Raw genomic sequence first — 19,982 nt, 5'->3', positions numbered from 1 at the left:
TCAAAAAGCCCCTTAGTCAAATTTAATCGTTATTCGATTTGCCTTGTTATAAACTGATTCTGCCCTTCTTATGCATTCCAATCTATTCTTTTCAATTACTTCTAATTCAACGTCATACGCTACGCCCTTATTTTCCAATGTGGCCCCAATCGACTGGGTGATATAGCCTTTTGCACCCAAAAGAGCCATTATTTCATCAAATAATTCTGTTGCAAATCCTTCATGTGCCTGATCCGTCATAACCTTCTCTACATCATTTGTTTCCACAGCTGTTACAAGATCCACAACCAATTTCCCTCTATAAAGATTCTTAGATGACAATAAAAACATCTCCTTTATTTTTTAGGTATTAATAATGTATCTACAAAAAATGAAAATGCATCTTTAAATGCCACGCGATATGTTAACTTACTCTGCTGGAATACCTGTTGAAATATATTTGATTTAAGATCTTCAATAAGATTATTCTTAGCCTCTTCATCTAGATCGTTAATGCTTGACGATAGCTTCTGCTCTAAATCCTGATAAATGCCCTCCATAAACATTTCGTATTCCTCACTAGTAATAATATTTTCCAAACGATTTTCGATTAGTTGATTAACCAATCTTGGGAAACCATCAATCATTTAAACACCCCTCTATTCGTAATATGAATATATTTATATTACGAATATAACATAGTATCTATTGATTGTAAAACCAGAAAATAATACGATTAAGTAAATAGAAGAATGAGAAGGGAAATAAATTAATGGATGATACTCAGGCAGGAAAGTTAATACGTAGATTAAGAAGAGAAAATAAATTAACAATGGTTAATTTTGCAAAGCAAATTGGTCTTTCTCAACCTTCTTTATCGCGGATAGAAAGTGGTAACCAAGAGATCACCTTCTCCTTATTAGAAAGAATTTGTACAGCACTTAATATATCAATGGGTGATTTTCTGTATGCACTTGAAGGGGAAAGCAAGCTACAAAACATTGAATTAACTGAAGAAGATGATGTAGATACAGAAGAGGAACTAGATGCTATATTAAATAAAATGATTTCGTCGTTATCGTTTGAACAGAAGAAAGGGTTATATACGCTGTTGCTGCCATATCTTAAAGATTAGGAAGAACAAATATTTATATTAGAGTTTAGTAGGTAGGATGATTGGCACTTTAATTTAGTATATCAAGTATGACTTGATTGTTATGTAATAGTATGTTGATTATAATAAATATGACTATTAATGCTACATGACTGATTAATGCTGTGAATATTTCTGGTGTTAGTACAATTTGTAATTCTAGAGGGAGTGTAAAATAGACTGCGAAGTAAGGGCTGTACGCTCTCTTTACTTACACAGTTTATTTTACACTCCCTTATCTTGGATATAAGGAACCTTATCTCATTTTTACTGAAGGAACTTTTTTTCCTGATATACCACCACCAACTATTACACAATTGATATTAAAACAGAGTTAAGATTTACAAGATATCCCAACTCTATAATACTTATACGGTTCTCTTATTAAATTTGTTCCTGCTAACAAACTGAAAGGATTGTACGTATCCACATTTTGCTACTGGAACCCCCCTTATATGTCTTACCCTATATTCAATTTAAATTCTAAAGAATATATACATCGTGAATCTCTTTATCGGTTTTAAATCCTAGTGTCAGCCCTCTTCTATAGTTGTAATCACTGATTTTGCATGTTTTCTTGCTATATCTCTTTTCTCTTGTTTTGTTAACTTATTAAATCGATGACCGTTGGGTAGTATAACATAGCTTAAAAATATCCCTCCAAGCTGTCTGGCACAAAAATCTATATCCACTGTTTGGTTTTTAAGTTCAAAATGATATCCTAAACCTTTTTTTAAACTTGAAAAAATTATTTCGGGCAAATTAATATCATTTATTAGATTTCCCCTTAAACTTTCAGACAAAAGCATTTTTACTAAGCCCTCATTTTTTGAAAGAATATCCAATCTATCTTCTATAATCTTCATTAAAAATAGTTCCGTCTCTTTCTCTTTTGCTATTTCCAAAATATGCGAATGAAATTTTTTCTCCAATACATTTTTAATTGCTGTGATAAAAAGATTTTCTTTTGTAGAAAATTTTCGATATAATGTTACTTCTGCAACTCCTGCTTCATTTGCAACTTCCTGTGTTGTTGCTTGAAATCCTTTTTTGGTAAAGACAGAAATAGCACCTTTAAGTATTTGTTCCGTTACATCCCGCAACTCTCATCACCTACATTTATTTTTAGTAAAGAAAAAACTATTGGGTTTGCTTTATCTTAACAAATCTGTCTAAAATAATCATGATTGGTGGCATAACAATAATTGTTGAAAATAACGCAAATGAAATATTTATGAGTGTCATCATTCCAAAATTGTTTAAAATAACAAAATCAGATGCGAGTAATGCGCTAAATCCACCAATGGTTGTTAAAGCCGACGCAAAAATGGCTTTACCTATACTTTTATTCGTCGTTTTTATGGCATCTAAACCTTGAAGCCCTTTCTTTCTCTCTTCATAAAATCTCTCCATCACTAGCACGGTAAATTCTGTGCCGATACCAATAATTAATGCTCCTAGTGTTGCAGTTAGGGGAGTGTAACTTATATCTAAAAGGTACATCACCAAACCAGACCATCCGACAATGAATATAATTGGTAACAAAGGAATAAGGGCCTTGATTGGATGACGATAAAAGATTAGTAAACTGAGGAAAACAAGTCCCATTCCAAGTAACGTCATTTGATATCTCCCAGTCGTTAACCCTTGAATCATTTCCACATCTAAAACAGCTTTACCTGTAATGGTCGTTTCAATCGTATCTAAATCATTCTTTTCTAAATAAATGCCTAAATCATCAATGAATGCTTTTAAATCATCTGCTTCCAAATGTTTAATTCCTACCGTAATAACTCCCTTTGTTTGTGATTCATTTAAGAAGAGTTTTATCTGATCTTCTGGGATGTCAGCAATTTTTTCGTTAAATTCTCCGTATATAGGCAGCTCTCCATCATCCATTTGTTTTACAATACTCGTAACTGACTTTGTATTTACAACAACATCAGGAAATTCCTTTTCAACGGTTTCTGTTAAATTATCTACCCATGTAATTACTTGATCTGATACAATATCTTTACCCTCATAAACAATAGATACTTGATCTGTTGTTCCGATAATATCGCGCAGTTGATGAATGTCTTTTAGTTCCTGCGTCTCTTGTGGCATGAAGGTTTCCACATCAGTTTCTGCATCAGCATCTATATCCAAATAAATACCAAGAACTGCTGTGAGAATTGCGATTGTGATGATTAACCAACGAAAGGAGATTGTTTTCTTCGTAATCCAATCGAGAACTTTATCCATTTTTGATGCTTTTTCTACTTTTTCTTGTTTTTGTTTTTTCTTCTTCATGTTACTAAAGAAATGATCACGAACAAATAATATAGGGATTAATAAAAATATCCCAAGAATAAAACTGATTATTAATCCAATGGTTAACATTTTGCCAAAGTCCTGTATCATTGGTACAGGGGAAGTATAGAGTGCGACAAAACCAAGTGCTGTTGCAACCAATGCAGTGAAGACTGCTGGAACCATCTTTGTAATTGTTTTAGTTAAACTGTTCTTCGCTCTATTTTTATTGTTATTCATTCGAATCCTCCTTCGCCAATTCCTGTTCATAGGCCAATTCCTCTTCATAACGGTTTTGGAACTGGATAGTATAATCGATACCAAGACCAATTAAAATAGGGAAAACAGCCATCGATACCATCGTAATTGGTATTTGTAACCAGCCCATTAATCCTACCGTTCCGATAACAGCAATAAAAACAGTAAGCAATGGTAATAAACGCCAACGAACTTTAAAAACAATGAACAAAACAAAAACCATTATCAGTAGCGCCAGTCCCATCATTTTTTGGATACTTTCCTTCATGGATGATTTGATGGCATTATCAAGCACAGGCTTGCCTGAAACAAGCGTATCTACGGAATCAATTGGTTCTGTATCTAAATAGCTGTTGATTGTCTCAATCACTTCACTTTTTTCTGTATCTTCTGTACCACCATTAAGCTTGATCATCATAAGCATATGGCTTTCATCCACAATAACTTCTTCAAACATAGTGCGAAGGTTGCCATCATCATCATAAATCATATTATCCAGTGTTGCTTGTTTTTTAGGTAATCCAGAAGTCATAATGTCTGAGTATCCATATATGGTCTCCATGTTATTACTTATCGTTTGTAATTTTTCACCCATTGTAGATAAGCCTTCTCCGAGTGTATCTAGTTTATCTACCTGTTTTTTCTGACTATCCTGCATTTCTTCTTGAATTTCTTGCATCTCTTTTTCCTTTTCAGATTTCTGAACTTCCATTTGTGTTTTTATTTTTTCTTGTTGGGCTTCCTTCTGTTTCTGCATTTTCAGTTTTATTTCTTCTTGTTGGGCTTCTTGTTGTTCCTGCATCGTTTGTTCTTTTTGTTTTTGTAATTCCTGTTGTTTTTGTGTCTGTATCTCTTCCTGTTTCTCTAACTGGCTTTTTTGTTCCTGTAGCTGTTTGTCTAGGTTTTGTTGTATATTGTTTAAACCATCAATTGTTTGGTCAGGAATAGTAGGAAGCTGACCAGAACCTTCAGAAACCTGTAACATTTTCTCAGATAGGCCAATTAATCTCCCGCTAATATCTTGTAGCTGCACCTTTTGAGAGGAATCTTCCATTGGTCCTGCCAATTCGTTAAGTCCCTGTCCTAAATCATTTAACTGTTCACTAAACTCGATATAACCACCTAAAAGATTTTCTGTACCTTCTCCTAAATTTTCTTGAGCTTCAATCATGTTGGAGAATGCTATATTTAAGTCGGTCATTTGTCCTTCCATATCAGGGACTTGTATCTCGCCAAATTCAGGAAGCTCTAATTCGGGAAACTGCGATGCCCCTAGTTCGGGTAATTCTGGTTCTTCCAAATCAGGTAGCTGGAGATTCCCCAATTCAGGGAATTTCATTTCTGGATTACCCTCGGTGTTTTCCTCTAATTCTGCACCAATTTCTGAAAGTTGACTTCCCATTTCATCTAACCCGTCAACGATGTCTGATATGCCTTCTTGAAATGTTTCCGATTGTTTACTCGCGATCTCTTCAATCAGAGTGATTGGGCTTATCATGCTGTAAATCGAATCACTCGATTGCAAAGCAGATTCTAAGCCTTTCATATGTGCTAAAGTTTGGGGAGTCAGTAAATTTTCAGATTCATATAAAACAATAATGGACTCCCCACCAAATTCATCCTCTAACATTAAATTATCTTGATATACATCTGTATTACTTTCAACTAGCGTATCGTTTCCTGTGGCCATAAATACATTTCTAACACCAAAAACTAATAAGACCACAATGATTAGCGTAATAAATATTGATTTCATTGGGAAATTTGTTAGTAATTTAGCAAGCCTTCTTAATATATTCATAATCATGTACTTCCTCCTACCCTCCTGTGTAAGTTACTGATAACTAACATTTTAAAAAGAGTGTTCCTCTTCCAAACTTTTTTAAATCTCATAATGTAAGTTATCACTAACATACATATTAACAGCAAATTTTAAACTTGTAAATAAATTTTAAACAAGGAAAGTAATAATTAACGCTGGACATTAGTCTTTTAATACAGTAGTAAGTGTTTTAAACCTTATTTAACTTGGTGATAAAAACAAATTAAGGGATAACATATTGCTAAAATAAAGAGTTTAAAGTAATTTTTTAAGCATTACTTGCGTATTGTAGATTTTTTTTGCATTCATAAAAGGCACTAGCCAAAGCCTTCAAAGTGAATTTATGTAAACTTTATCTCACTTTCAAATTAAAATAAAAATATTTTTGATTTCCTCTTAAAATATCATTTTTTCGCGGTTATCATGTTTCAGCAAATGACAAGCCGGCTGTTATTTGTGTTTTAAAACCACAAATAGATAAGGGGAGTTCATTAAATTATGATAAAAAATGAAATTATAGATTACGATAAAGATTACAGACTTAGACTTGCGACAAATAAAGAATTAACGAAAATAAAAGGCTATGACTTTCTAAATTACCTAACTGACCTAATGGTTAAATATTCGGATTCTATAGGTGAAGGGTTTTCTATTGAATTGGAGGGTGAAATATGACAGCAAAGATTGAAATGTCAGGGATGCAAGTTAACATGCCAGTAAAATATATAAGAGCTTATGCCTATGTTCGTATTAGCACAAATAAACAATTAGATAACACATCTATTGAACAACAAATTGAGGCAATAGAAAAGTATTGTAACGAAAATAATATTGATCTTGTGAAAATATATGTAGAAGAACCCGCATCCGGGGAGAGCTTTTCGAATAGACCTGAGTTTAAAAAGATGTTTTATAATGTTTTCCAAGAGGAGAATAATATTGATTCAATCATAATATTTAAGCAAGATCGTATATCACGAAACTCTTTAGATTCCCAATATATCTTTAGTCGTTTTAAAAAGGCTAACAAGAATTTAATCTCCATTGCTGATAATATCGACACAAACGATCCTAACTCAAAGCTTATTTATCAGATATTAGGTATTATTGCAGAAGTCGAAAAAGATCTAATCGCTTTTCGTACATCACTAGGTATGGAAAAAACCTTTGAAAATGGAGACTTCAACGGTGGAAGGGTATTTGGATATAATTTAGTAAATAAGAAATTAGTTATTAACGAAGATGAAGCAAGAGTAGTGAAATACATTTTTGATTGTTACTCTAACAAAATGTGGGGTTATCGAAAAATAGCTAGTAGTTTAAATATGCAAGGTATCAAAACCAAAAAGGATAATTATTGGTCTATTACTGCTGTTAGAACTATTCTCAATAATAAAATCTACAATGGTTATGTTAAATGGAAAGGTAAATATAAAAAAGGGAATCATTATCCTATTATTAGTGAAGAGCTTTGGGAAAAAACCCAAAAGCTTTTATCACTACGTAGTTATACCCAAGAAAAAAAACACAACGGCTCTTTTCCGTTATCAGGTCTATTAAAATGTCCTACTTGCGGAGGAGCGATGGTACAAGGAAATGCAAACAAAAAATACAAATATTACGTGTGTAGCCGTTTTAAAAACAGTGGCTCTAAAGCATGTAAGTCGAATCTTGTAAAAAAGGAGTATGCAGAGCAAGAGGTTTTATCACAGGTTATGAATTACCTTAACGATTTAAACCTCTCTGTACCATTACAAACAGTTGTTATGGATAACCTAAAAAGTGAACTTGAACCAATTGAAGAGGAACTTAAATTACTAGAAAAAAATTTAAGAGAACTAAAAAGAGAGAAGCAGGATCTCATACAACTTTATACGAAGAAAATAATCGACATTGATACACTTAGTGATGAAATGAAAAGAGTTCAGAATCAAGAAAGTGAACATAAGGAATTTAAAATACTACTAACAAATCAGATAGAATTAAAGAATAACAATGACTTATTACCAGTAATTAACCGCATTGCTAATGATTTTAATTCATTTTTTAACTTATTAGACGACTTTGATAAGAAAGAATTACTTCGGTTGCTTATCAAAGAAATTCAAGTAAATACTGGAGAAAAGCCTAAAGATCGAACCATCAAAAAAATAGTCTACGAGTTTGATCAGAAGTTATTTAAAGAGATAAATAATGAACTTGTTTGACAACTTGCTGGCATTTTACTGTAGATTTGAACAATTTTTAGTAGGAAGCTCAATTAGCAGTCTATTTTCTAGCAAATAGACTGCTAAAATTATAATCTTATTATTTTCCCTCTTCTACAAATGTAGTAGTCAATAGAAACTCTGACTTTAAAGCAGGTTTAATATCATTTAATATGACTAAATCTATCGGCTTCTGAAAGTGATCTTCTAGGCTTATTTTTAAGTCCATGTAATTATCAAAAGATAAATCCGAGTCGTTAAATTCTACTATTACATCAATATCACTGGATTCTTTTTGTTCATCGCGGCTGTAAGAACCAAACAAACCAACTCGCTTAACACCGTGTTTATCTCTCCAAGTATTTAGGTTTTTTGATAATTCATCAAGGATTGCTTGTTTCGATAACATATTATCATCACCATTTTCCGACATTGGTTTTTTATTTTCGTTATAATTCCGAACCCATTAACAAATGATATAAGTCCTAATAATACTCTACCATTAATTACACATTCTACTGAACCGCAACCAGCCAAATTACTATTAAATTGCTGTTATTCCTGTAAAGGGTGAGATAGTTTAAGTGTATTAATTAAAGCTCCTATAAATAAGGAGCTTTATCCTGCACAACAAGATAATTTTGATACATCCTTATCAAATGTAAGGGCAGCTAATTTTATTCCCTCTGCCGATGTTAAATATGGAGCAAAGCTTTCTTTTAAATCCTCTACGGTTAAGCCAAATTTAACGGCTAATGTCGCTGCATAAATCACATCTCCTGCATTTTCAGCTACGATATGAACCCCTAATACTTTTAACGTTTTTGCATCAGCTACAAGTTTAAATACACCTGTTGTTTCCCTATTTACTATCGCTCTTGGGACTGCATCTAACGGTAATACTGATGTTTTTACTTCATAGCCTTTTTCTTTTGCTTGTTCTTCCGTTAAACCAACTGTTGCAATCGATGGATTTGTAAATATAACGCTTGGAACAACGGATAAATCTATTTTTTTATTTAATCCACCATCTGCATTATCTGCAACAACTCCACCTTCATAGGCTGCTACATACACAAATTGCGGTCCTAATGTCACATCTCCTGCTGCATAAATCTTTTCATTACTTGTTTGAGCAAATTCATTTATCAGTATTTCCTTTTGTTTTCCAACATCAACACCTGCAGCACGTAAATTTAAAGAATCCGTATTTGGTTTTCTTCCTGTTGCAATAAGTAACTGCTCTGATTCAACGACTTTTTTCTTACTGTTTACAGTTAGATAAACCTTTTTTATCTCCCCATCTTGTTCGACACACTCATATGTTGCTCCTTTGATAAGGTGTATACCCTGTTCGATTAACATTTTTTCTACTGTTTCAGAAATTTCCGGGTCATACTCTTTTAATAATCGCTCACTTCTTTGTATAAGTGTTACTTCTGAACCTAAATGATGGAAGAGTTGCCCAAGCTCAATCCCAATATATCCTGAACCTATCACCGTTAAACGTTTTGGAACTTTCTTTAATTCAAATAGCGTTGTACTTGTTAAATAATCAACTTTATTAAGTCCAGAAATCGATGGGATAGAAGGAGAGGCCCCTGTTGCAATTAAAAAGCGTTTTGCAGAAAGTTTTGTTCCATTTACCTCAATTGTATTTTCATCAACAAAGCTTGCTTCTCCCTCAATTAAATCAAATCCATATTCGTCTATTAAATCGACATATTTTTGATTCCGAAGTTCACTCACTAATTCGTTCTTTTGCTTGATTAAAGGAGCCAATTCCACTTCTCCAGCAGATGTTTGTAAACCTATAAACGGATTTATCTTAGCTAAATGATTGATTTCCCCTGCTCTAAGAAGGGTCTTGGATGGAACACAGCCAATATTCACACAGGTCCCTCCAATCGTTCCACGCTCAATCATTCCAACTTTTGCACCGTATTCAATAGCTTTAATTGCAGCAGAAAAAGCTGCACCACCAGAACCAATAATAAGAAGATCATAATTACCTTTAGTACCTAACACCACATTTTCTTGTTGTAGTAACTCTTCAATTTCTCCAGTTTGATAATTTGCTTCGTTAATTGCCCTTTTTGCACTTTCAACCTCTATACCATTAGGCAATTCAAATACTACTTCACCGCGACGGAAATTTGCTTCAGTATTTTTAGCACCTATACTTTCAAGTGCTGACTCTACGTGTTTTTCACAGCCTGTACAAGTCATTCCTTCAATATTTACCTTATATTTATTCATAATAAAGCTCCTTTCATTAATCTCTCATGTTAAAGTTTCTATTATTGGACACGCATGTAATTGCTTTTCATCAGGACATCGTTGTTTCAAGTCACCTAACATAGTTTCAATTCGTTTTAAATCCTCTATTTGCTTTTGAACTTCCTCTTGTTTTCTAGAAACAAATTCAAACATATCTTGGCAACGGACTTCATCTTTATCTACAACTCCAAGTAACTTGTAGATTTCACCTAAAGAAAAACCAAGCTCTTGTATTCGCTTGATGAATCCTACACGCTTAACGTCATAATCTGAATATAAACGATAACCAGTTTTTGTTCGGGAAGGTTCCTTTAGTAAATTTTTTCGTTCGTAATATCTAATCGTCTCTTTGTTAACTCCACATTTATCTGCAAACTCACCAATGCGATAAATCACTATTTTCACCTCAATAAAATTATAAACCATGTACTACAGTACATGGTCAAGTAGATATATATTATTAAAATTTCCCTACTAAAGTATTCTCCTTCAATGAAAAGTGGTTTTTTATTATAAAATTGCCCCCACTAGTAAATGGTTAAGATAAATTTAAAAAGGTTGGAAGTTCTCCCTACCTTTTATTTCACTTATCAGTCGTTTTATGATTATTGTTTTCCCTTTTTAAAACTCTGATAATTCTTATTCCCACCAGACAGGTTAAATACCTCTTTAAAACTCATATTAATTAATACATTCTGAGCCGCATTACCAGTAACACCCTTTTGTTCAAGGGAATAAACAGCTGATGCAACTCTAGTTAAATCTGGATCGACACTCGGTCCACAAACACCTGTAGAACAACATTTTGCTGGGTCAAACATTTCTACCTTTTTCATCATGAACAACTTCTTTATTGATGTATAGTTATATACTTATATAGAAACCGAAAAGATAAGGCTTGCGTATCAACATGCCTCATCATTCCCTATTATTCACCTGTTTCAGCAAATCGCTTAATCCGTTCTCCTATTTCATCCCGAACGCGCTGAAACACTTTCCAAACTTCTTCTTCCGTACCTTCTGCTTTGGCTGGATCGTCAAAGCCCCAATGTTCACGTTTTACGTGAGGTGGTGTCACTGGACAGCGGTCTTTGGCATCTCCACATAATGTTACCGCCAATGTTGCGTTATTTAAAAATTCTTGATCAATGGTTTCCGATTTTTGAACAGAAATATCAATTCCAGCTTCCTTCATTGCTTTAACAGCATTTGGGTTTAGTCCGTGTGCTTCAATACCTGCACTTCTTACTTCCCACTCATCACCAAGATAATTTTTTGCCCAACCTTCCGCCATTTGACTTCTGCAAGAGTTTCCCGTACATAAGAAATAAATTGTTTTTTTAGACATAATTCATTCTCCTTTTTAAAATAGTAGAAGTGTTAGATAAAGACCTACTAATGTTATAAATAGGATTGGGATAGTTAAAACAATCCCGGTTTTAAAATAGGTTCCCCATGAAATTTTAATTCCTTTTTGGGAAAGTACATGGAGCCACACTAAGGTTGCTAGTGAACCAATTGGCGTAATTTTTGGTCCTAAATCCGAACCAACTACGTTAGCATAAACAAGCGCTTCTCTTAATACACCAGAAGTATTCGTTTCAGCAATGGCTAATGCATCAATCATTACGGTTGGCATATTATTCATAATCGATGACAGGAAAGCAGCTATAAAACCCATTCCAACTGTAGCAACGAATAATCCTTGTTCAGCCACAGTTTGAAGAACACTTGCGAGCGCAGAGGTCAGCCCGGCATTTCCCAATCCATATACGACGACATACATTCCAATTGAAAAAATAACGATATTCCACGGAGCGCCTTTAATAACTTTTTTCGTATTAACAGCGGCACTACGTCTGGCCATTATGATAAAGAATATAGCTATGGCCCCAGCAATAATAGATACTGGTAAATTTATGAATTCGCTACTAAAATAGCCAATTACTAATAATCCGAGAACATACCAAGAAAGGCGAAACATCTTTATATCGTTTATTGCTTCTTTCGGTTCCCTAAGTTTCGATAAATCATAATTCTTAGGGATACTTTTTCTAAAGTAGATTAGTAATACCGAAATGGTTGCAATTAGTGAAAATAAGTTCGGAATAATCATCCGCGAAGCATATTCAACAAATCCAATGCCAAAGAAGTCTGCAGAAACGATATTTACTAAGTTACTTACAATAAATGGTAATGAAGTTGTATCCGCAATAAATCCACTTGCCATAATGAAAGGGAATATCATTTTTTCTTTAAAATTCAAATTTCGCACCATTGCAAGAACAATCGGTGTTAGGATAAGTGCCGCTCCGTCATTCGCAAATAATGCTGCAACAACTGCACCTAAAATACTAATGTAAACAAACATTTTTATTCCATGACCTTTTGCTACCCGTGCCATGTGCAGTGCTGCCCATTCGAATAATCCAATCTCATCTAGTATTAAAGAAATAAGGATAATTGCGACAAAGGATAGCGTTGCATTCCATGTGATGTCAATTACTTCAAGAACATCACTGAATCCTACTACCCCTACTAATAAGGCAATTACAGCTCCACCCATTGCGGACCAGCCAATGTTTAAGCCCTTTGGCTGCCATATTACTAGTACTAGGGTTGCAATAAAAATTAATATTGCGAGTATAAGCGTTGTAGACAAAATAATACCTCCAATTTAACAACAAGAAATTCGTGTACCATTTTCTTCAAGTTCTTTTAATTTGTAATCTTGATTAGGTAATTGATCAAGAATAGGTTTAATAAATGAATAATATTCATTTTCCTTATCTACGGAGTAAAATATCCATTGCCCTTTTCTTTCTTCCTTAACCAATCCTAAGTCTTTCAACTTACGTAAATGCTGACTAATCGATGGCTGACTGACTTGAAATATTTCAACAAATTCACAGACACAACAAGCTTGATTATCAATTAATTTCATAATCGTTAATCTTGTTTTATCACCCAATAATTTTAAAATAACTGCAGCCTTTTCCATTTCAATGGTTGTTTGCAGCACATCATCTCCTCCTTATAATTTCATTACAACATTAGCATATAACTATTTGCTTATATATACAATAAAATATTTCATTAAAATGTGACATTTAAAATGATGTTTTATTCAACAACCTGTATCAATAATACATAAAGCACGTTTAGCAATAATGCATGTATAATTATTGATGTCTATTTTACTTTATGTATTAAAGTTACAAACCAATAATATTTCTCAGTTACTAAAAAACTTAAAGTCGTTACTCTGTGGTAAAATGGCGTGAATAACAGTTATCTTGTCGTTGGGGTGATTATGAAATGGGTTTATTCGAAAAGATGTATACATTTATTATTTTCTTAGCAGTAATCATAGGCATAAGTCTAGGACAATTAGAACCAATAAGAACGAGTGCAGAGAGTTTTATTGTACCGTTATTAATATCAATGCTTTATATTACCTTCTTACAAATTCCTTTTGAAGAAATAAGAAAGTCTTTTAAAAACTTAAAGTTCACATCTACTACAGTCATCATGAATTTTCTTTGGACACCTCTTTTAGCGTGGCTATTAGCTTTACTATTTTTAGGTGATAACCCTGCATTATATATTGGTTTTATCATGTTAATGGTTACTCCTTGTACTGATTGGTACATAATCTTTACAGGTTTAGCAAAGGGAAATGTTGCTTTATCAACTGCTATTTTGCCTTTAAATTTACTATTACAGGTTTTCTTACTACCCGTTTATCTTCTAATTTTCGGTGGAACTACAGGATTTATTGAACTTTCCTTTTTGGTTGAAAGTATACTGATTGTATTATTCATCCCATTAGCTTTATCAGTCTTAACAAAAGCATTATTGAAAAGTAAACAACAGTTCGCTAAAAATCTATTATCGAAATTAAGTGCGCTACCAATTATTTCTCTAAGCCTTGCAATCGTTGCAATGTTTGCTTCTCAAGGACAATTACTACTTGATAACCTAAATTTATTGTGGAAGTTAACAATCCCTATTCTTCTATATTTTGTAATAAACTTTATCGTTGGCCGGAAAATTGGGCAGCTTCTGAAATTCTCGCAATCTGATAAAGTCAGTTTGAATATGACCACTTTAGCTAGAAATTCACCTATAGCTTTAGCAATTGCTATGACAGCATTTCCGGATCAACCTTTAATTGCTTTAACATTAGTTATAGGTCCATTATTGGAATTACCTATACTTGCTATTATCACTCAGATTTTATTGTTTATCTCTAAAGGTAAGACCACATAAGAGAAAAAAAGAACACATCAAATTTTAGCTTATGATGCGTTCTTTCTATTCTATCCTGTGTCTCCATATTAAATAAATTGGTTTACATCTTCTTTAAAGATTCTCCCTTTAATTATCGGATATATTTTAAAGAAGTGAAAATAAGTCGTTGAATGTACCATTAACTGTTCAACACATTAAAATCTGTTACAACAGGAATCCCTTTTGTTAATGCACCAGTTTTGTCAAAAGCAATCGCTTTTAAGGCACCCATTTCTCCTAGATAAATTCCGCCTTTGATAAGCACACCTTTTTTAGCTGCATTTCCAATTGCTGAAACAATTGAAATAACTAATGCACAAGGACAACCAACGACAAGAACAGCTTGCCCTTGATAAGCCCAAGTTCCCCAGCTCCCACCAAATAATAATAGGTGTATAATATTTTGCAAATTTATCTACAAACGCTTGAGATGGTGTGCGTTCATCTTGTGTTTCTTCTACAAGGTGAATAATTTTGGAGTTTGTTGTATTTCTAACTAGCTCTGTTACTTAAATTCTTTTTGTATTCTTTCTTTTATTCTCTACTCTCTCCTTCTAGGTCAACTTTGTAGTTCTCCTTCCCTTTTCATTAAAATTTCAGAAGTGCATTAATCTTGGTGATTATTCCATAGTAGTAGCAACGAATGTTTATTGTGTCAGATAGAGTTATACAACTTACCTATATATATGTAAATAATAGCAAGTACCTCTCCCAATTCAACTACTAAAAAAGAACCTACCCGATTTGGATAAGTCCCTAATTTAATAATTATTCTACTGATGACAATTCACTTTCCGTTACCCACTTGTGGTTTTTTACTTCATCTCCTGTATCAGTTGTTACAAAATCAACCATATATACCGTTGTTTCTTCGGCAGAATCAATAACTGCATCAGCCCCGTTCATTCCTTCCATATGATCCGTATTTAAGGTCACCTCAGTACCCGGTTCAAATGGTTCTTCCCCGGCTCCTTCAATCTCCTCGTGGATGACCCATTTGTGATTTTCTACCGGTTCCCCACTGGTTGTAGGCGTGTAGGAAACAGTATATACCGTGGTATCATATGCTCCAACGATTGTTGCCTCTGCACCTTTCATTCCCGGCATATGATCAGATTCAATTATAGCTTGGCTGCCAACCTCATAAGTTGGGTTATCCGATTTTTGTAAGCCTTCTGGGACTTCGCCAGTGCTAGAATGGTTCATACCAGAATGATCCATGCCTTCCATATCTTCGTTGGTATCAGATTCTTCCATATCCATTTCATTATTATTGGATTTCATGTCCATATTTTCTTCAGTACCTGATTCGGTTTCTGTATTTTCTTCTTCATTTGCACCTGTACATGCAGATAAGAAAAGCACTGTGAATATAGTTAATATCCCTATTAAAAATTTTCTACTTTTCATTCAAACATTCCCTCCTAATTGAATTGCGCTTGCGTATATTCTAACCATCAAACTTGCAGATTATATGCAGATTTTTAGATACTATGAATCATTTTGATTCTAAGATAAACCATTCACAATTTATCCTAATTTTGATAACAAACATTATCAAAATGCTCTTTATATGCTATATTTTACCTGAATATCGATATTTTCATTTAGAACACAACCTACACTTTGAAAATTTAGTTATTCAAGTAGCTTTAACCTAATAGGCAATTATCGTGTGTTAAGTACTAGACCATTTTATTCATGTTGCATGAAAAAAGCTGATTTTCCAAATTGAAAATCAGCTTTTTACAATATTTTATTAAGCTCCCACATCGTAGCCTTGTTCTTCAATAGCTTCTTTCATGGCATCAACATTTACTTTCGATTCATCAAAAGTAACATCTACTTTGCCAGCTTCTAAATTAACTTCAGCAGAGGATACACCATCTAATTTTTTCAATGCACCTTCAACTGACATTTTGCAATGACCACAAGTCATACCTTGTACATCTATTGATTTATTTTCCATACTGTTTTCACCTCCTTTAAAGGATGTTTTTATAACTTCACTCGTTTTAGACGGAGTGAGTTAGTAACTACACTTACAGAACTTAATGCCATTGCTGCACCAGCAATCCACGGTGCAAGTAATCCAATTGCTGCAACTGGTATTCCAGCTGTATTATATCCGAATGCCCAGAAAAGGTTTTGTCGGATATTTCGAATCGTTGCATGACTGATTTTAATTGCCTTCGGTATAAGCAATAGCTCACCACCAAGAATCGTAACGTCAGCAGCTTCAATAGCTACTTCTGTACCAGTTCCAATGGCAATTCCAATATCCGCTGTAACAAGTGCAGGTGCATCATTAACACCATCTCCAACCATTGCAACTTTCTTACCTTGTTCTTGGATTGCTTTTACTTTAGCTGCTTTTTCTTCAGGTAATACTTCAGCGATTACCTGATCAATTCCAACTTGTTTTGCTATTGCTTTAGCTGTTCTTTCATTATCACCTGTTAACATAAACACTTCTATTCCTAAATCTTTCAATTGCTTAATAGCCTCTGGAGCCGATTCTTTTATAGTATCTGCAACAGCAACTGTTCCCCGGTACTCACCATCAATAGCAATCAACATCGCTGTCTTACCATCTGTTTCATAATTTATTAATTTTTCTTCATAACCTGTTGTATCAATTTGATGATCATTCATTAACTTTCTATTACCAACAAGAATGTTTTTTCCAGAAATTGTTGCTTCAATACCATGACCGGGTATCGCTGAGAAATGATCTACATCCAAGAAGTCGATGCTATTCTCTGTAGCGTATGCCACAATAGCTTCTGCAAGTGGATGTTCGGATCCTTTTTCTGCACTAGCCAATAATTGTAATGTTTCTTCGTCACCTGAAAAATCTGTTACTTCCGGCTTTCCTTTTGTGATTGTACCAGTCTTATCAAGCACAATTGCTTCTAATTTATGTGTCCCTTCCAGATGTTCTCCACCTTTAAATAAAATTCCACTTTCTGCTGCTTTTCCTGTTCCAACCATAATTGATGTTGGTGTTGCAAGTCCTAAAGCACATGGACAGGCAATAACAAGTACAGCAATTGCTGCAACCAAAGCAGGTTCTAAATGACCCGGTTGTACTAAAGTAATCCATATAATAAAAGTAAGGATAGCAATACCGACCACTATCGGAACGAAATAACCTGAAATAACATCTGCTAATCGTTGAATTGGAGCCTTTGAACCTTGGGCTTCCTCCACGACCTTGACAATAGATGCAAGGGCCGTATCTTTGCCTACTTTTGTTGCTTCCATTTCAATGGAGCCATTTTTATTAATAGTAGATCCAATTAATTTTGCTCCTGAATCCTTTTCAATTGGAATTGATTCTCCTGTAAGCATGGATTCATCAACCGATGTTCTTCCTTTTACAACCATACCATCAACAGGTATCTTTTCTCCCGGCTTGACAATTAAGTGATCCCCAACGACAACTTCTTCTACAGGAATCATTAATTCTTTACCATCTCTAATTACACGAGCTTCTTTTGCTTGTAAATTAAGCAATTTTGATAAAGCATTTGTTGTTTGACTTTTGGCTCTCGTTTCTAAATATTTACCAAACAAAATTAACGTAATCAAAACGGCACTCGTTTCAAAGTATAGATGTGGCATATATTCTGGATTGCCAATAGTCTTGAATGCTTCGTATAAGCTAAAGAAATAAGCCGCACTTGTACCTAATGCAACAAGTACATCCATGTTTGCTCCACCATTACGTAGGTTCTTATATGCTCCTTCATAAAATTGCCATCCGATGATAAATTGAACGGGTGTTGCTAAAGCAAATTGGAACCAAGGATTCATGAATATATCTGGTATACTCATTCCTAATAAATGAACAAGCATCGTTAATAATAATGGTGCAGATAGGACAGCAGAAATAATTAATTTCTTCTTCATATTTTTTAATTCTTTTTCTTTATATGTTTGTTTGTCTTCGGCTTTTGCCTTTGGTTTTGCATCATAACCAATATTTTTAATTTTATCAATTAGGTCTTTTACATCAACGATTCCGGGATTATATTCAATAGCCGCACTTTCTGTCGTTAAGTTTACAGTTGCAAGTTTCACTCCTTCTTGTTTATTTAATACCTTTTCAATACGGTTAGAGCAAGCTGCACAAGTCATCCGAAAGACATCTAGTTCTGTTTTCTCCGTTAGAACACCGTAACCAACATTCTCTATTTTTTCCGATATATCCTCAATAGAGGTTTTTTCTGGATCATAATCTATCGTTGCCTTTTCTGTTGTTAAATTAACTTGGGCCTTGACCCCATCCATTTTATTCAAAACCTTTTCAACACGATTAGAACAAGCTGCACAGGTCATCCCTGTTACACCAAGTGTAGTATGATTTGTTTCACTCATAACAATTCCCTCCTTACTTAGAAAACTGCTTCATGACATTCAATAATTCTTCAATGGTTTCCTTACCTTCACCTTGTTTGATAGCATCACTAACACAATGTTTAATATGTCGTTCCGTGATAGAAAATCCTACATTTTTTAATGCCGATTGAATGGCACTTATTTGTACTAAAATATCTACACAATAACGATCATCTTCCACCATTTTCTGTATTCCACGAACTTGACCCTCAATTCGTTTTAAACGATTAATTATTTTTTGCATTTCATCTTTTGTTCTTGGTTTACTCGGATGATCATGTAAGAATTTTTCCTCCAAATGAATCACTTCCTTATCTTTATATATTTACGATACCCCCGTATAGTATTATTGTCAATGGATAAACTTTATATTTTGTTATATTTCCCCTATTATTTAACAATCACATTAAAACGCACTTTCTATTAATATTTTGAGATTCTCTTTCTTCATTATTACCTTTGATTAATATTTGCTGAAATCTGCACAAAAAATGGACATATTTTTTATATGTTATTTAATGGATAAAACTATTAAGGGCAAAGTGAGTGAATAAATATGTTCGATCTTTTTAATGAAATAGCCATCATGCTAAATGGACCACTTCAGCAAATTGCATATGGATATGAACACATACCGCTACTATTTGCATTTTTTCTTGGGTTAATTGGCGCAGTTGCTCCCTGTCAACTTACAGGTAATATTAGTGCAATGACTATTTATGGGAATAAATCATTAATCGAAAAAGTCCCTTGGTTACACGTATTTCTATTTGTTTTAGGTAAAATATTCGTTTTTTCAATTATTGGTTTAGTGATTTGGTTACTCGGAAAGGAAGTACACAGTACTCTTACACAAATGTTCCCGATTCTAAGGAAATTAATAGGACCATTACTTATACTAGTTGGTATATTTATGCTCGGATTATTTAGTTGGAGGAAAACCGGGAAAATGTTTAAAATCCCTACTAGGCTTAGAGACAGCTATCTAGGAAGCTTTTTAATGGGTGCAAGTTTTACGTTAGCATTTTGCCCTACTATGTTTGTATTATTTATACTAACCTTAATGCCAGTTGTATTAGAAACATCATATGGATTTGTATTACCTTCTGTATTTGGAATTGGAACCTCTCTCCCACTTTTATTAATTATTTTTCTTATTTGGTATTTTGGGGCAAGTGGGATTATATTAAAGAAAAGCAGAAAAATAGGTTCACTCGTTCAGAAACTTGCAGGGGTTATTATTCTTGTTATTGGTATTCTGGATACTTTAACTTACTGGTAAAAGAGGGCGGGT

General features: G+C 33.7%; 21 protein-coding genes and 1 pseudogene. 5 read left to right on the top strand and 17 right to left on the bottom strand.

The genetic code is table 11. The annotated features are described in order from the left end of the window. Window positions 1-12: 12 nt before the first annotated feature. Window positions 13-330, bottom strand: a complete 318-nt coding sequence (locus BN1242_RS03095) for a hypothetical protein (protein ID WP_062351149.1) — start codon at window positions 328-330, stop codon at window positions 13-15. 5 nt (window positions 331-335) lie between these two features. Next, window positions 336-626, bottom strand: a complete 291-nt coding sequence (locus BN1242_RS03090; RefSeq protein WP_062351146.1) for a hypothetical protein — start codon at window positions 624-626, stop codon at window positions 336-338. Between the two features lie 125 nt (window positions 627-751). Between BN1242_RS03090 and BN1242_RS03085 the strand changes: the two genes are divergently transcribed. After that, window positions 752-1,114, top strand: a complete 363-nt coding sequence (locus tag BN1242_RS03085) for a helix-turn-helix domain-containing protein (RefSeq protein WP_062351143.1) — start codon at window positions 752-754, stop codon at window positions 1,112-1,114. A 551-nt stretch (window positions 1,115-1,665) separates the two neighbouring features. Here BN1242_RS03085 and BN1242_RS03080 read toward each other — a convergent pair. Genes BN1242_RS03080 through BN1242_RS03070 form a run of 3 tightly spaced genes read right to left on the bottom strand, consistent with a single transcriptional unit; the run spans window position 1,666 to window position 5,489 of the window. After that, a complete protein-coding gene (locus BN1242_RS03080; protein WP_062351140.1) occupies window positions 1,666-2,235 on the bottom strand; it encodes a TetR/AcrR family transcriptional regulator in 570 nt (189 codons plus the stop codon). A 37-nt stretch (window positions 2,236-2,272) separates the two neighbouring features. Beyond that, the gene (locus BN1242_RS03075) at window positions 2,273-3,664 is read right to left on the bottom strand and encodes an efflux RND transporter permease subunit (RefSeq protein WP_062351136.1); all 1,392 of its coding nucleotides are present in this window, start codon (window positions 3,662-3,664) and stop codon (window positions 2,273-2,275) included. Further along, the gene (locus tag BN1242_RS03070) at window positions 3,657-5,489 is read right to left on the bottom strand and encodes an MMPL family transporter (protein ID WP_062351133.1); all 1,833 of its coding nucleotides are present in this window, start codon (window positions 5,487-5,489) and stop codon (window positions 3,657-3,659) included. Before BN1242_RS03070 ends, BN1242_RS03075 begins: the two co-directional genes overlap by 8 nt. Before the next feature lie 513 nt (window positions 5,490-6,002). On the opposite strand from BN1242_RS03070, the gene BN1242_RS13605 reads away from it, so the two are divergent. Next, window positions 6,003-6,179, top strand: a complete 177-nt coding sequence (locus BN1242_RS13605) for a hypothetical protein (RefSeq protein ID WP_158661040.1) — start codon at window positions 6,003-6,005, stop codon at window positions 6,177-6,179. Continuing rightward, on the top strand, window positions 6,176-7,711 hold the full coding sequence (locus BN1242_RS03065; RefSeq protein WP_062351130.1) for a recombinase family protein: 1,536 nt from the start codon (window positions 6,176-6,178) through the stop codon (window positions 7,709-7,711). The genes BN1242_RS13605 and BN1242_RS03065 overlap by 4 nt, the downstream gene beginning before the upstream one ends. Before the next feature lie 100 nt (window positions 7,712-7,811). Here the strand turns inward: BN1242_RS03065 and BN1242_RS03060 are convergent, their stop codons facing one another. The 7 genes from BN1242_RS03060 to BN1242_RS03030 all read right to left on the bottom strand — a co-directional run bounded on the left by BN1242_RS03060 (window position 7,812) and on the right by BN1242_RS03030 (window position 13,013). After that, window positions 7,812-8,120 carry a nucleotidyltransferase family protein gene (locus tag BN1242_RS03060; RefSeq protein ID WP_062351127.1) on the bottom strand — a complete coding sequence of 103 codons (309 nt, stop codon included), beginning with the start codon at window positions 8,118-8,120 and terminating at the stop codon, window positions 7,812-7,814. Between the two features lie 209 nt (window positions 8,121-8,329). Next, complete coding sequence (gene merA, locus BN1242_RS03055) at window positions 8,330-9,970, bottom strand: mercury(II) reductase (RefSeq protein ID WP_040037805.1); 1,641 nt, start codon at window positions 9,968-9,970, stop codon at window positions 8,330-8,332. Window positions 9,971-9,994: 24 nt separating this feature from the next. Beyond that, window positions 9,995-10,387 carry an Hg(II)-responsive transcriptional regulator gene (gene merR / locus BN1242_RS03050; RefSeq protein WP_040037804.1) on the bottom strand — a complete coding sequence of 131 codons (393 nt, stop codon included), beginning with the start codon at window positions 10,385-10,387 and terminating at the stop codon, window positions 9,995-9,997. A gap of 209 nt (window positions 10,388-10,596) precedes the next feature. After that, complete coding sequence (locus tag BN1242_RS13970; RefSeq protein ID WP_438819050.1) at window positions 10,597-10,830, bottom strand: arsenic metallochaperone ArsD family protein; 234 nt, start codon at window positions 10,828-10,830, stop codon at window positions 10,597-10,599. Window positions 10,831-10,919: 89 nt separating this feature from the next. After that, window positions 10,920-11,339, bottom strand: coding sequence for an arsenate reductase (thioredoxin) (gene arsC / locus BN1242_RS03040; RefSeq protein WP_062351124.1), 420 nt, complete (start codon window positions 11,337-11,339; stop codon window positions 10,920-10,922). Window positions 11,340-11,354: 15 nt separating this feature from the next. Next, window positions 11,355-12,653: an arsenic transporter gene (locus BN1242_RS03035; protein ID WP_040037802.1), complete on the bottom strand. Its 1,299-nt coding sequence runs from the start codon at window positions 12,651-12,653 to the stop codon at window positions 11,355-11,357. A gap of 15 nt (window positions 12,654-12,668) precedes the next feature. Beyond that, entirely contained in the window at window positions 12,669-13,013 is a 345-nt protein-coding gene (locus BN1242_RS03030) for an ArsR/SmtB family transcription factor (protein ID WP_087941717.1), read from the bottom strand. A 296-nt stretch (window positions 13,014-13,309) separates the two neighbouring features. Between BN1242_RS03030 and BN1242_RS03025 the strand changes: the two genes are divergently transcribed. Then, window positions 13,310-14,263, top strand: a complete 954-nt coding sequence (locus tag BN1242_RS03025; protein WP_040037801.1) for an arsenic resistance protein — start codon at window positions 13,310-13,312, stop codon at window positions 14,261-14,263. 166 nt (window positions 14,264-14,429) lie between these two features. Here BN1242_RS03025 and BN1242_RS03020 read toward each other — a convergent pair. The 5 genes and pseudogenes from BN1242_RS03020 to BN1242_RS03000 form a co-directional block, all read right to left on the bottom strand. Next, window positions 14,430-14,781 (bottom strand): annotated as a pseudogene (locus BN1242_RS03020) (cation-transporting P-type ATPase); the annotation flags it as partial. 271 nt (window positions 14,782-15,052) lie between these two features. Further along, a complete protein-coding gene (locus BN1242_RS03015; protein ID WP_062351120.1) occupies window positions 15,053-15,694 on the bottom strand; it encodes a YdhK family protein in 642 nt (213 codons plus the stop codon). A gap of 349 nt (window positions 15,695-16,043) precedes the next feature. After that, window positions 16,044-16,253: a copper chaperone CopZ gene (gene copZ, locus BN1242_RS03010; protein ID WP_062351118.1), complete on the bottom strand. Its 210-nt coding sequence runs from the start codon at window positions 16,251-16,253 to the stop codon at window positions 16,044-16,046. Between the two features lie 29 nt (window positions 16,254-16,282). Then, window positions 16,283-18,667 carry a heavy metal translocating P-type ATPase gene (locus BN1242_RS03005; protein WP_062351117.1) on the bottom strand — a complete coding sequence of 795 codons (2,385 nt, stop codon included), beginning with the start codon at window positions 18,665-18,667 and terminating at the stop codon, window positions 16,283-16,285. A gap of 13 nt (window positions 18,668-18,680) precedes the next feature. Continuing rightward, entirely contained in the window at window positions 18,681-18,932 is a 252-nt protein-coding gene (locus BN1242_RS03000; protein WP_046128617.1) for a metal-sensing transcriptional repressor, read from the bottom strand. A 312-nt stretch (window positions 18,933-19,244) separates the two neighbouring features. Here BN1242_RS03000 and BN1242_RS02995 point away from each other — a divergent pair, with 312 nt between their 5' ends. Beyond that, window positions 19,245-19,970: a cytochrome c biogenesis CcdA family protein gene (locus tag BN1242_RS02995; protein ID WP_062351115.1), complete on the top strand. Its 726-nt coding sequence runs from the start codon at window positions 19,245-19,247 to the stop codon at window positions 19,968-19,970. Window positions 19,971-19,982: the final 12 nt, after the last annotated feature.

It is taken from the genome of Bacillus kwashiorkori (assembly GCF_001375515.1).
GTDB lineage: Bacteria > Bacillota > Bacilli > Bacillales > Caldibacillaceae > Bacillus_BK > Bacillus_BK kwashiorkori.
Note: the sequence above shows the minus strand (reverse complement) of the source record. Positions and strands in the feature narration are given on the sequence as shown.